Here is a 13,359-nt window from a genome sequence, read left to right as displayed (position 1 = left end):
GCTTAGAGGAAGGATTTGCATAATAATCTATCATTATGTAATTCTTATAGTCTCTTATTTTGGAGTAGGAGACAAATCTTTAGCTAGATGAACAATTTCTTCAATAGTAAAGTTTACATCTTTATTATTGCGGATAACAAACAAATAATCAGCCTCGTTTTCTATAGGATCTACAACATCTTCGTGAAGTGACTCGGCCTGTTGGCGATTCAGAACTTCTTTGAAACTAGAATAACTACCTCTAAAAATATTGGTACTTCGTGTGCTTCGAGCCACTCTTTCGTAAAGTACATCATCTGGAATGTCAAAATGAACGAGTATGCGTACATATTCATTTTGTGGAAATAATTCGTTTAGTAAATATAACCTTCCGTTTTTACTGCGATTGGAGTTACTAATAATAAGGTGTAAATTTGTATGTCCTTTCGCATAATCAACAATGAATTTCGAAAGACCGTGCTTAAATGTATTAGGGCCTTCAGCCGGCTGTAATTTTTCGTAATGCGTGTTAATAAATTCAGCTTGGTTATCTTGATCCATAACGAAAGAGTGGGGTAACTCTTTTTCTAAAGCCTTTGCGAATGTAGTTTTACCGCTGTGTGTTTTTCCTACCGTAATAATGACGAATCGTTTCATATTGGCCTCCATGTGTGTTGTTATAGTCTGGAATATTCAATGTAGATTGAATATTTTCCTGCCAGAGAATATACAAAGTGCCGAAGTGATAGTAGGCTGGAAACTTGACAAAAAAACTTATTTGTGCTATAATTTACCAATATAAAAATAAAGTGTATAATAGGGTTCTCCTGGCCGGGGGGACCCTATTTTTATTGTCAAAATGAAGGAGTGTATGTGCGTGAAAAAAGGTGAGTCAAGTGTAACGTCGTTAGTATCAGCTTTCAGCAGGGCATATCATAGTGAATTTGATCGTCCGAAAATATTTGATGATTATATAGCTAAAGAGTTCATTTCACAACAAGAACGTAACGACATTGAAACGAACATGGTTCAAGGAATACATTTTTTCAATACAGACATTGCAGAGCAGTTTCAAGATAATCCGAAAGAAATATTAAAATGGATTACGCAAGTTCAATTATCACCAACACCTTTAGCACGTGCGGCATATTGTGAAAAAGTATTATTACATGAAATTACATTAGGTGCAAAACAATACGTCATACTCGGTGCAGGTTTAGACACGTTTAGTTTTAGAAACCGAGAGTTAGAAAATAAATTAGAAATATTTGAAGTGGATCATCCTTCTACGCAGCAGTTTAAGAAGGAAAGAATAAAAGAAGCAGAAATTGAAATTCCAAACAACCTTCATTTTGTTTCAATGGATTTCACGAAAAGATTTTCCTATGAACAGTTAAGGAATGAAGGATTTGAACATAAAAAGACTTTCTTTAGTCTTTTAGGTGTTTCATATTATTTAACGAAAGAGGAACTTTCCAGTTTAATAGAATGTCTATTCGAGATGGTTCCAGAAGGGAGTTCTATCGTTTTTGATTATCCCGATGAAAACTTATTTACGGAAAAAGGGTTGTCTAACCGAGTTGAAAATATGGTAAAAATGGCAGCGGTAGGCGGAGAACCGATGAAATCATGTTTTTCTTATAATGAAATGGAAGCACTGTTAGAGAAGGCGGGCTTACTCATTTATGAGCATTTATCACCAGAGGACATAAATACATTATATTTTGAAGGACGAAATGATTATTTAGAAGCTTTTGAGACGGTGCATTATGTGCATGCGGTGAAGAGGTAGGGGATTATTAGGCATGGAGAGGAATCTCTGTGTCTTTTTTGTGGAAAACAAGGGAATAATACGTGGTGCTGGGAAGTAGTAAGTATATGGTTATTGGAAGGGGATTAAGAGTATGAAAAATAATCTTATTGTTTATATTGGGATGCTTGTATTATATAAGTATGTTTGTACTCTCGATAGTTTTTCTGTTTTTTAATCCTTATAGTAATCGAGCACCTAGTAAAGAAGTATTGAGTACTGTTTCTTTCCTGGTTTTGCTTCCTTCTTTTTTAGCAGTTATTACAGTATTTTCTAGGGAAGCTTTTCTAATGGTATTTTACGGCGTTTGGTTTTTACCAATAACCTTTTATCTTGGAATAGTAGCAATCTCAAGTGTTTGGAACCTATATATTTTGTTTTTAATTGGTTATTTTTCAGCAGTTTTCTGGATGAAAAAGGAGTGAAGAGTCTAATGAAGCAAGAACTATCTAAATTAGCAGATATACTAGTCAACCATTCTACGAAAGTACAGCCTGGTGACCAAGTGTTAATTCAAAGCGTTACGGAAGTAGATCCTATAGTAGTTCGTGAGATTATTAAGTCAGTGGAAAAAGCAGGGGGATATGCACATGTATCAATGCGCGATGTTTCTGTTACGAGGCAATTAATTTTGTCTGGATCTGAAGAGCAATTTCAGTTATTAGCAGATTGGGAATGTTACCGCTTAAGTAAGATGCAAGTGTATATTAATCTTCGTAGTCCTAGAAATGCATATGAATTAGCGGATGTACCAGCAGAAAAATGAAATTATACCAAAAGATATTCGGAAAAGCTCATAGTGAAGCGGTGTATAAAAAGAGATGGGTGACAACTCGCATTCCGAATGCGGCTTCTGCACAAGAAGCAAATATGAGCACGGAGGCTTATGAAAAATTCTATTATGATGTATGTACGCTAGATTACAACAACATGTCGAAAGCGATGGAGCCATTAAAAGAATTAATGGAAAAGACAAAACGAGTGAGGATAATTGGAGAAGGAACAGATTTGGAGTTTTCCATTGAAGGAATAGGCGTTTTAAAGGGGGATGGTACGGATAATATCCCGGATGGCGAAATATATACAGCACCTGTTAAAGATTCTGTAAATGGAGTAATAACATTTAACACAGCTTCCATTCAACAAGGTTATGCGTTTCAAAATATAAAGTTACATGTTAAACATGGGAAAATAATAGAGGCATATGCAAATGATACAGAGCGAATAAATCGCATTCTTGATACGGATGAGGGAGCAAGATATATTGGAGAATTCGCGCTAGCTTTTAACCCTTACATACTACATCCGATGAATAATACGTTATTTGATGAAAAAATAAATGGTAGTTTTCATCTAGCGATTGGAGATTCCTTGCAAGGTGCAGATAATGGGAATACATCAGCGATACATTGGGATTTAGTAAACATTCAAAGGCCAGAGTACGGCGGTGGTGAAATTTGGTTTGATGATGTACTGATTAGAAAAGATGGGGGTTTTATTTTACCAGAGCTGTTAGGATTAAATGAAAAGAATTTAAAAAGGTAAAGTACTTTTTGGAAGTTGTGTAAAGGAGATTAAAACCCTAGGACAGGGGCAATATAGGAGGAAGTTAAAATGGGAAAGAGTGAAATGTTTCAGGATTTTAACTTTAAATTAGTGGTAATTGAAGCTTTATTAGATAAAGAGCCACTATTTCAAATGGAATTGAAAGACTTAATAGATAAGTATACGAATAATTTCGAATGGTATGCAGGAGCTGGACCAATTGTTGAAATCAGAGATTTTTTAGAAGAGTTAACTTTGGAAATAAGTGATTTGGAAAAGATTGAATCCCTTTGCTTTGATGGCGGGAATGAAATTTATCATATTTTAAAGCCTGATTGGGACGGTGAAGACAGTTTATTTGATGTTATATCTGTTGAAGGATTTCAAAATCTAAAAAATTTAAAAACAGTGGAGTATATTTCAATGTGTTATCCGAAAGTATTAGAACCATTAAAACAAGCTGGAATAGAAATTGAGGATTAATGAAGAGAATTTAAAATGGTAAAGTACTTTATTGAAATTGTGTAAAGGAAATTAAAACACAACAGATTAAACGAAGTGATGTATCGTATAAATTTACATTCAGTTAATATTAGTAGGTTAATAGAAAAATTAGTGTTAATTGTTGAATGGGGCGTGTAAAAAAGACAAAATCTCTTAAAAAACACTTAAATTTTTACTCCATCTATCTTTACAATCCCTCTTTATAATGTGAATTGGACAAGCACCTAAGAGAAAGCAAAACATGTCAGTTTATACATTTTATTATTAGGGGGAGAATTTGTATGAAAAAGGCAGTTGCTTCATTAGCTGTTATGGCGGCGTTATTACCGACATTTTCAGCGCATGCGGAAGGGAAAGAGCAAGTTCGAAAATCAGCTACAACTTTTAATGTTATTAGTGACATTCAAGGTGATTTAGGAGATTTTGATCACGTATTAAAAGATATGAATAAAGTAACGCCACTTTCTAGAGCACTTATTATGAATGGGGATATAACGCCAACTGGACAACAGTTCCAATATGATGATGTGAAGCGTGTATTAAACAAAAATAAACATCCAGAGAATGTATGGTCAACTGTTGGGAATCATGAGTTTTACGCTGGTAAATGGACAGCTGATGGGAAGCTCTCTCAAAGTACATGGCCAAATGGTGTAACTGAGGAAACTTTATTTAACCGCTATCTGAAATTTAGTGGACAAGAAAAGGTATATCATAAAAAAGAATTAGACGGTTATCCGCTTTTATTTTTAGGAACTGAAAAATATATGAAATACCACGATTCAAAAATGTGGGACGAAGTATATATGAGTGATGAGCAACTAGGTTGGTTAAAACAAAATTTAGAAGAGTACAGCCAAAAAGATAAAAATAAACCAATTTTCATTTTCTCTCATCACGTTTTACCTGATACTGTGTCTGGGTCAAGACAATCACCATATTTACAAGACTATTTAAACGTTGATAAATTGTACGATATATTAAAAGACTATCCGCAGGTCGTTTTCTTTACGAGTCATACGCATTGGGATTTAAACTTACCGGACTGGGCTGGTAAAAAGAAAATTGCAGGCGGAGATAAAAAAGGATTTACTGTTGTAAATACGGGCGGGATTGAAACGGGCTGGATGTCGGCTGGACCAAATGGAGGAGAGAAGACTGCTCCTGATGGCTATTCATTTAAACAAGGGTTGCAAGTGAAAGCATATGGTAGCGATGTAATGGTGACAGCATATGATTACAAACGTGATAAGGAAATAAAAAAATTATTAATTAGTGATTCGAAAATTGCACAAATGGCACCAAATATAACGGCAGATGATAGTAAAAACGTAATCGTCGGTGCAACAGAATACATGGAGTACTCTATAGAAGGAACGGACGAGTGGCATACTTATAATCCAGGAAACCCACCCAAATTTGACGGGGACAAAATCGTATACGTACGCCATAAAGGCGAAATGAATTTAGAGCCAGGATTAACACAGTTACTCCGTTTTTCGGCAAATAAGTGATTGGAGGGAGCCCACATTTGAATGTGTGGGCTCTTTTTATTTTGTTGTTTTTTGTCGATAAGTCGATATATTTAAAAAATCGCTGATATAAATTAAGAATCGGTCGATATAATTTGAAAATCGCCGATATGAGTTAAGAATCGCTGATATAAATTTCATGTACCGTATTGAAGTTATAATTTCATTCACCAAAGCCGAATTCCAATACATTTTCCCCCAGAAAGATGACTTCATCATTTTTACATGCAATAATAGTAACGTTACATACATTGTAAAAGAAGTACAAAAGGAGCGTTATTAATGAATTTAGCTAAATTCCCGAGAAAAAAATATACAGAGTCATATACACCAATTGAGAAATTAAACAATTTTTCTGAAGCACTTGGTGGACCGACTATTTATTTTAAACGAGATGATTTACTTGGTTTAACAGCTGGTGGTAATAAGACGAGAAAGTTAGAGTTTCTAGTTGCGGATGCACAGGCAAAGGGTGCAGATACGTTAATTACAGCTGGTGGTATTCAGTCCAATCATTGCCGCCTGACACTGGCAGCTGCGGTGAAAGAGAAAATGAAATGTATTCTTGTATTAGAAGAAGGGCTTGAGCCAGAAGAGAAGCCAGACTTTAATGGAAACTATTTCTTATATCATTTACTAGGTGCTGAAAATGTCATTGTTGTACCGAACGGAGCAGATCTTATGGAAGAGATGCATAAGGTTGCGAAAGAAGTAAGTGAAAAAGGGAACACACCATATGTCATTCCAGTTGGTGGATCAAATCCTACTGGCGCAATGGGATACGTTGCTTGTGCGCAAGAAATTATGGCGCAATCATTTGACCAAGGAATTGATTTCAGTTCAGTCATTTGCGTAAGCGGTAGCGGCGGCATGCACGCTGGTTTAATTACAGGTTTTGCTGGAACACAAAGTCACATCCCAGTAATCGGAATTAACGTAAGTAGAGGAAAAGCAGAGCAAGAAGAGAAAGTAGCAAAACTTGTAGATGAAACTTCAGCTCACGTTGGTATTCCAAACTTTATCCCGCGCGAAGCTGTTACATGCTTTGATGAATATGTAGGACCAGGTTACGCGTTACCAACGCCAGAGATGGTGGATGCAGTGCAGCTGTTAGCAAAAACAGAAGGTATTTTACTAGATCCAGTGTATACGGGTAAAGCAGTAGCGGGACTAATCGATTTAATTAAAAAAGGTACATTTAAAAAAGAAGACAACATTTTATTCGTACATTCAGGTGGTTCACCAGCTTTATATGCGAATACATCTTTATTTGCGTAAGTGTGAAAAAGCATTGGGTATCCAATGCTTTTTGTTATATAATGGAATTATTTGGGGTCAGAAGGGGGAGTATATGAGTTCAAACTTAAAATGGATGATATACACGGTGCTCGGAATTTTCATTTTATTAATTTTATTTGTAGCTTATGGAGTTTATTTATATTTCACTTAAGTGAAATGGTAACCGAACCAAAGGAAGAATAAAATAATTGCTGTATTAAATAGAGTAAAACATAAACCGATAATCGCTAAAATTTTCCTTTCATTCGACTACAAAAAGATATTACCGCTAATAGGATTGCTATAACAGCGGAAGCTAATATGAAGTAGGCGAAAGGCATGACATATTCTACCCCAACTCTGTCTAAAATAGGTGTGAAAAGAAAAAGATTAATCGTACCGAATATACTTACAATGAGAAACGTATAACTTTTCCAAGTGTATGTTTTTAGCTGCATGGAAGGCACTCCTTTCTGTTACTCTTTATATTGCTAACTATAAAAATATTCCCTTTATTTTACAATGTTCGTATTTTGATTGAAATGAGGTTGATGAATATGAAGGGGAGAAATTTATCTGTAGTTTTTATTGCCATAGTTATATTCATAGTAACGGGTTGTTCGAATATAACAGGAAATGAAAATCAAACGATCAAAGTGCAAAAACATGTAGATGATACATATGAAGATTTGAAGGTAGTTACAGATAATAAGCAAGTTCAGCAAGTAAAGAAAATATTAAATGATACTCATTTTGAAAATAAAAAAGTGCAAATGTCTCGTCCAGCTGATTATCATTTTGTTTTTCAATTTAAAAATCTGAAAATAGAGGCGAAAGCTGTGTTGTATCAAATTTGGGTAATTCCTAATAAGGATAAAATAGAAATCATAGCGGGGAATAGCCAGTACGTTCAATTAGATGGGAAAAATGCAGCCACTTTGTTTCAGATTGTTACAGGGGAGAAGTTAGTTGAATAAATGTATATGGAGTCTACAGTTTTTTGTTTTGGAAGATACTTAGTTTTCAAGAAAAATAGCCATCTTTTATATGGGAATAAACTCTGAGAGCGAATTAAACAGAAATTGAACCTTGACTTGATGAACGTGAAGTTTTACCCTTATAAATGCAAAAAAAGCACCTTAAAGCGTCCATTAATCCGCTAATGAAAATAAAACTAGTAAATATATTGTTTTTACAAAGATTCGATGGTATGTTTAATTTTCTCAATATAATATTTTACTTATATAGGAGTGGCTATTTGAATAAATTTATATTATTGGTTTTATTGGTTACATGCTGCCTTATTATTGCAGGATGTTCTAATAATAGGGTTATAACAAAGAATGAGTCAAAAACTTCAACACCTGTAAAGGTTGAACGTATCAATAAAGCGTGGTACAAACATATATAATAGTTTAAAGAAACTTAAAATTATTGCTGATAAAAGGTCATAAGGTGAAATGAGTTAGGCTGATAGTAGATGTTGTGAACCTTGGTGAAAAGCGGGAAGCATAGGGGAATTCTATATTTATAAAAATCCGATATTAAAATGTTCACAAATAGAAGACATGCTAAGGTGCTATCCTCTAACTTGAACCTACTAACATTTATTTCACTAAGTTAAAGTTCATGGAGAGTACTACTCTTCAAAATTCAGGGAATACTAGGGCCCATAATAGCTCGATTGATGTGGTTCCTTTTTCACTTTATCTACCATATTTATATATCTTTCTATAAAAAATCTAACTTTTAACGATTAAATGAGATAAAACCTAGTTAAAAACAATGAAATTTCAGGAAAAATAAGGTACACTATTCAATGGTTTTGGTTTAAAATCAATTGACGTTAATGTATACGGGGGAAAGATTGATGAACAACAATACAGTAAATGAATCTGTTGAAGAAGTTGAGAAAAAACGGGTAAGATCCAAAAAACGTTTTACAAATTGGAAGCTTATCGCAGCAGGTGGCGGTGTACTTGCACTTCTCCTTGGAGGAATGAGCTATTATCAGGCAACTCACTTCAATTCTAATGTTACGATTAATGATACAAAAGTCGGTGGTTTGAGCGCTGATCAGGCAATGCAGAAATTAAAAACATCTGGATTAGCAAACAAAGTTTATATTGATCAACAACAAATTTTAGATGAAAAAGAGACAAAGACGGAACTGACGGAAAAAGATTTGCCGCAGGTTAAGAAACTATTAAAAAGCCAGTGGACATTTTTCCCTTCTGCAAAGGAAAAAGAGTATTCATTGCTACCAGAAAAGGCAGAGCAGTATCGTAGTGAAACGATGAAAAAACTTGTAGAAGAAAAGCTTGTTTCTATGAATACACAATTAAAAGAGCCTCAAGATGCTATGGCGAAGCTTGAACAAGGAAAAGTTGTAATTTCGAAGAGTGTTGATGGAAAACAATATGACGTTGCGAGTTTACTAAAAGATTACGATAAACAGAAGCATAAAAGCGAAATTCATCTAAAGTCTGCATACATACAACCTATTAAAGAAGAAGATCCAATTATTAAAAAAGAAGAGAAAGCATTACAAAATCTTCTTACGCAGTCTGTTGATTATAAAGTGCAGGATGAAGTGTATTCGTTAAAAGCGAAAGATTTAATTCAAAATGCCTCTATGTCAAAGGATATGAAAGTGACAATCGATGCGAGCGATATTAAGAATAAGGTTGCTGAAATTAATAAGGCTAAATCTACATTACATAAAGACTTCGCTTTTAAAACACATTCTGGTTCGGTTATATCAGTAAAAGGACAAGGATACGGCTGGGCACTAGATGTGGAAAAAGAGACAAAACAAGTTCAACAAGCCTTTGAAAAAGGCGAAAAATCACTTTCTGCTTCTAACATTCACGGGAATGGTTGGGAGAAAGAAGGGATCGGTTATAAAACAACATCGAATAATGGCATAGGAGACACATATGCAGAAGTATCCATTGCAGACCAACAAATTTGGATTTATAAAGATGGCAAACTAGTCGTTACAACAAATGTAGTAACGGGTAAACATAGCACGGGTGAAGATACATCACCAGGTGTGTGGTACGTTCTATACAAACGTACACCATATACGCTAAGAGGCAGCGCAGTAGGGAAAGCTGATTATGCAGTTAAAGTAGATTACTGGGTTCCATTCACAAATAGCGGTCAAGGATTCCACGATGCCGGCTGGCGAAAAGACTGGGGAAGTAATGCTTATTTAACAGGAGGATCAGGCGGTTGCGTAAACCTTCTTCCTAACGTTGCAAAAACTGTATATGATAGTTTGAACACGTATGATCCAGTTATCGTGTACTAGAAAATAGCTGCGTATTAAGAACTTAAACGAATAAATAAAGCACCTGATGGTACATGAAAAAACACCTCTTGCATTCGCATACAAAGTGTGCAAATGCAATGGAGGTGTTTTTATTTGAAGGCAAGAGTTCATTGTTTATAAGAAACAAAGTGGGAAGAGATTGAGATGGAAAACTAGGTGTACAAATAATAAATAAAATTGACACTGAATATCATTTTCATTTATTATGGAATCGTCGTATATAATTGGATAGGATTTTGTGAAAAAGTTTACTTTTTTTATTAATATAATAAATTTCTATTAAGCTCTCACATTCAAGAACTATCACTAAATTTTTTAAGAATTTAAACATAGGAAAGGGTAACTAACTGTTACGATTTATTTAACAAATTATAACGAAAGTTAATTAAATATATCAGTAAGCCCTGCTAGTCAAGTGATTGGCTAGTAGTGAGGGTTAACTGCGGGCAATCCCTAAAGCTGATTGAACTACAACGTGGCTAGAAATAGCGAGCGTGAATGTTGCGAAAGCAGAAAAAATCAGTCAGATGGTGCAAGGTTAAATCCTAAACACTAGAACAATGGGTCTTCCGCCTCGAATCATCTAAGTCAAAAGTGATAAGATGAACGTTCAACGACTATCTCGTATAACTGACGAGAGTACACCACAAGCCTATGGTGGTGGAAAAATCCTCTATCTCTAAAGAGATAAACATATAGTCTGCGCTCATGTGAAAATATGAGAAGTTCATAAGAGAACTGGCTAAGGAATTGCGACCTTAGTTGAACGAGATACATTTAATTAAATCTATCAAACCTCATCGAACGAACAGAACGTACGTACTGTGATAGGTTCAATGAGGTAAGAATAATAATGAATTTTTTACGAGTTAGTCAAGTATCAGAATTAACAGGTTTGCATACGAGTAGTCTCGGGAGAATGCTGGTGGAACACGCTACGATTCAGAAGAACAAATCTTTCATTAAAGGAGTTACATTCTGATGATATTGGCGAAGAAAGTTAGACTGATTCCAACGCCTGAACAAGAAAAAGTGCTTAGAAACCATGCTGGTGCTGCAAGATTCGCTTATAACTATTGTAAAAGAATGAGTGATAGATATTATAAGCTATTTGGAAAATCTGTTTCACAGTTAGCTTTACAGAAACGATTTACAAAGATCAAGAAGCGAAAAAGATATGAGTGGTTACAAGACATTAATGCACAAGTTCCTAAACAGGCTTCAAAAGATTTTGATACGGCGAGAAAAAATTCGTTCAAAAAGTACAAAAATGGTTCTCACACTTCTTATAAATCCAAAAAAGATTTAATCCAAGGATTTTATGCCAATTATGAAAGACTGGTTATAGGAAAGAAATTGGTTCATATTCAGTCCATTGGAGAAGTAAAAACAAGCCAACAACTACCAAGAAACAAAAAACCATCCAATCCAAGAGTTACCTTTGATGGTCGTCACTGGTGGATTAGTGTAGGATTCCAAGAAGACTTTGAATTACAAGAACTAACGAACGAGTCGATTGGTGTGGATGTTGGATTAAAAGAGCTTTTTGTAGCTTCTAATGGTATGAAAGAACGAAATATAAACAAAGATGCTAAGGTTAAAAAACTTTTGAAAAGGAAAAGGTCAGCACAAAGAGATATGTCTAGGAGATTTAAAAAAGGTGTAAAAATTCAATCTGCCGGATATGAAAAAGCGAAAGCGGAGCACCTGCGGTTATCTAGGAAAATTACGAATATCCGAAATAACCATATCCATCAAGCAACAGCTAAATTGGTGAAAACCAAACCAATGAGAATTGTTGTGGAAGACTTATCTATTTCAAACCTGTTAAAAAACAAAAAACTATCGAAAGCATTTTCATTTCAAAAATTACACTTCTTCTTTCAATGTTTGTCATACAAGTGCGAGAAACATGGCATTGCGTATGTAAAAGCTGATAAATGGTTCGCTTCAAGCAAGATTTGTTCATGTTGCGGAGTTAAATACGACCATTCAGTTCAACCAGAAGGACAGTGGAGTTTAAAAATACGTGAGTGGTGTTGTGTTTCATGCAATAGCTATCACGATAGGGATGTAAATGCTGCGACAAATTTATCAAGGTGGGTAAAATAAATGCTTGATAATAGGAGGTAACGATACTGCCTCGTGTGGAGTGTTATACCCCTCGTCCCTTCGGGGTTGCGAGAACACGATGAAGCACTAACTCGTGTAAATTTGATTGAATTGTATAGATTTAGTTAAGTTTATCGTATCGGTAATATAAAATGAACTGGAAAAAAGGCGGATTATGGGTTATTATTTTTTTCGTTGTAAAAGGCACAATTTCTACACTTTTAATCGTTACAGGTGCTAAATATTTTGATTTGTCATTTATGCAACTTATCGTATTGATCCTCACTTTATTAGTGATTTCTCTCATAAGTCGAAAATTGCTGTATAGACATAGAAAAAACAAAAAGCAAAAAGAGCTAAATATATAAGGAAGCCCCAGAGATCTTTGGATTTCTGGGGTTTTACTTATTCAATAGTGAGTTTTGGCTCCGTGATACGAATGGTATACCACATCAGTTTTATCGGTTGTAAATCAAAAGAAAGATATATTTACAAGGACTCTTAACAAGTCTTACGAACCCAAAAGTCTCTTTATTCTTTATTGCATTTCTGCCGCAGTTTATAGATACAAGGGCTTCAGGTCCTATACCTTTTATCATTTTAGGAATTACTTTTACAGTAACTGGACTATTGTGGTGTTTATTTGTTGCTTATTTCTCTTCCTATGTCACCAAAAAATTAAGAGGAAATCAAAAGGTAGGAATGATTCTAAATAAAGTAACAGGACTGATTTTTATTAGCATGGGGTTAAAGTTGCTTCAAACGAAGGCTCCTCAATAAACATGAATAATAAAAAAATGCCCCCTTTTAAGAGATGTTATTTTTAATTTAAGTTAATTTCTATATATTAAAAAGCCCCTTCAAATTTGAAGGGGCTTTTTGCTTGTTATTTTGGTTTATCTAAAAATTTATCCCATAGGGCTTGATGTATTTTAATCAATTGTCATGTATATATGTGTCCTCCAATAACAAGGTTAAATCCATTCAGTTCGTCATCGTAGCTTCGTTATCTTGCTATTACATTCCAAAATGCGTACAACAGCGTGCCTGCAAGGTTATACTGATGCTGGAGGTGATTCAAAGTGACATACAATGGGAAAATGAATTCGAAACAAACTAATTAATAAACTGATTCTTACAAGCAAATTCAATCCATATATCAATTGATTTATAAACGAATGCGGAAGTATCTTTCGGAAGGTGAGCTTTTCATTAGCCAGGTAATTTTTAAACATCAAGTTTTCATTTTGAAACTAAACTCG

Annotated in this window: 9 protein-coding genes and 3 pseudogenes; 10 read left to right on the top strand and 2 right to left on the bottom strand. The window is 34.6% G+C overall.

The genetic code is table 11. From position 1 onward, the window contains the following. Positions 1–54 precede the first annotated feature (54 nt). Positions 55–636 carry an ATP-binding protein gene (locus tag AC2CGR_RS11055; protein WP_000819857.1) on the bottom strand — a complete coding sequence of 194 codons (582 nt, stop codon included), beginning with the start codon at positions 634–636 and terminating at the stop codon, positions 55–57. Between the two features lie 214 nt (positions 637–850). Here AC2CGR_RS11055 and AC2CGR_RS11050 point away from each other — a divergent pair, with 214 nt between their 5' ends. The 5 genes and pseudogenes from AC2CGR_RS11050 to cuyA all read left to right on the top strand — a co-directional run bounded on the left by AC2CGR_RS11050 (position 851) and on the right by cuyA (position 6,648). Continuing rightward, complete coding sequence (locus tag AC2CGR_RS11050; protein WP_270184972.1) at positions 851–1,771, top strand: class I SAM-dependent methyltransferase; 921 nt, start codon at positions 851–853, stop codon at positions 1,769–1,771. 451 nt (positions 1,772–2,222) lie between these two features. Then, a pseudogene (locus AC2CGR_RS11045) lies at positions 2,223–3,334 on the top strand (aminopeptidase). A 69-nt stretch (positions 3,335–3,403) separates the two neighbouring features. Further along, positions 3,404–3,817 carry a DUF6892 domain-containing protein gene (locus AC2CGR_RS11040; RefSeq protein ID WP_087964596.1) on the top strand — a complete coding sequence of 138 codons (414 nt, stop codon included), beginning with the start codon at positions 3,404–3,406 and terminating at the stop codon, positions 3,815–3,817. Positions 3,818–4,119: 302 nt separating this feature from the next. Continuing rightward, positions 4,120–5,352, top strand: a complete 1,233-nt coding sequence (locus AC2CGR_RS11035; RefSeq protein ID WP_484480820.1) for a DUF4073 domain-containing protein — start codon at positions 4,120–4,122, stop codon at positions 5,350–5,352. Positions 5,353–5,652: 300 nt separating this feature from the next. Further along, positions 5,653–6,648 carry a D-cysteate sulfo-lyase gene (gene cuyA / locus AC2CGR_RS11030; protein ID WP_087964598.1) on the top strand — a complete coding sequence of 332 codons (996 nt, stop codon included), beginning with the start codon at positions 5,653–5,655 and terminating at the stop codon, positions 6,646–6,648. 168 nt (positions 6,649–6,816) lie between these two features. Here cuyA and AC2CGR_RS11025 read toward each other — a convergent pair. After that, positions 6,817–7,106: pseudogene (locus AC2CGR_RS11025) on the bottom strand (hypothetical protein). Between the two features lie 99 nt (positions 7,107–7,205). Here AC2CGR_RS11025 and AC2CGR_RS11020 point away from each other — a divergent pair. The 5 genes and pseudogenes from AC2CGR_RS11020 to AC2CGR_RS11000 form a co-directional block, all read left to right on the top strand. Continuing rightward, the gene (locus tag AC2CGR_RS11020; RefSeq protein WP_484480819.1) at positions 7,206–7,625 is read left to right on the top strand and encodes a YhfM domain-containing protein; all 420 of its coding nucleotides are present in this window, start codon (positions 7,206–7,208) and stop codon (positions 7,623–7,625) included. 893 nt (positions 7,626–8,518) lie between these two features. Then, on the top strand, positions 8,519–9,964 hold the full coding sequence (locus AC2CGR_RS11015) for a L,D-transpeptidase family protein (protein ID WP_484480818.1): 1,446 nt from the start codon (positions 8,519–8,521) through the stop codon (positions 9,962–9,964). A gap of 1,002 nt (positions 9,965–10,966) precedes the next feature. After that, complete coding sequence (locus AC2CGR_RS11010) at positions 10,967–12,097, top strand: RNA-guided endonuclease InsQ/TnpB family protein (RefSeq protein ID WP_087964601.1); 1,131 nt, start codon at positions 10,967–10,969, stop codon at positions 12,095–12,097. A 152-nt stretch (positions 12,098–12,249) separates the two neighbouring features. Further along, positions 12,250–12,465 (top strand): hypothetical protein, encoded by a 216-nt coding sequence (locus AC2CGR_RS11005; protein WP_087964602.1) that lies wholly within the window; start codon positions 12,250–12,252, stop codon positions 12,463–12,465. Positions 12,466–12,574: 109 nt separating this feature from the next. Further along, a pseudogene (locus AC2CGR_RS11000) lies at positions 12,575–12,877 on the top strand (LysE family translocator); the annotation flags it as partial. Between the last annotated feature and the right edge of the window lie 482 nt (positions 12,878–13,359).

The organism is Bacillus sp. LSHTCR4, from assembly GCF_057197025.1.
Note: the sequence above shows the minus strand (reverse complement) of the source record. Positions and strands in the feature narration are given on the sequence as shown.

Excerpts from the sequence above, each read along its gene's own strand:
- AC2CGR_RS11005 (WP_087964602.1), top strand. The coding sequence starts at position 12,250 with ATGAACTGGAAAAAAGGCGGATTATGGGTTATTATTTTTTTCGTTGTA.
- AC2CGR_RS11035 (WP_484480820.1), top strand. The coding sequence starts at position 4,120 with ATGAAAAAGGCAGTTGCTTCATTAGCTGTTATGGCGGCGTTATTACCG.
- AC2CGR_RS11055 (WP_000819857.1), bottom strand. The coding sequence starts at position 636 with ATGAAACGATTCGTCATTATTACGGTAGGAAAAACACACAGCGGTAAA.
- AC2CGR_RS11015 (WP_484480818.1), top strand. The coding sequence starts at position 8,519 with ATGAACAACAATACAGTAAATGAATCTGTTGAAGAAGTTGAGAAAAAA.
- AC2CGR_RS11020 (WP_484480819.1), top strand. The coding sequence starts at position 7,206 with ATGAAGGGGAGAAATTTATCTGTAGTTTTTATTGCCATAGTTATATTC.
- AC2CGR_RS11050 (WP_270184972.1), top strand. The coding sequence starts at position 851 with ATGTGCGTGAAAAAAGGTGAGTCAAGTGTAACGTCGTTAGTATCAGCT.
- cuyA (WP_087964598.1), top strand. The coding sequence starts at position 5,653 with ATGAATTTAGCTAAATTCCCGAGAAAAAAATATACAGAGTCATATACA.
- AC2CGR_RS11040 (WP_087964596.1), top strand. The coding sequence starts at position 3,404 with ATGGGAAAGAGTGAAATGTTTCAGGATTTTAACTTTAAATTAGTGGTA.
- AC2CGR_RS11010 (WP_087964601.1), top strand. The coding sequence starts at position 10,967 with ATGATATTGGCGAAGAAAGTTAGACTGATTCCAACGCCTGAACAAGAA.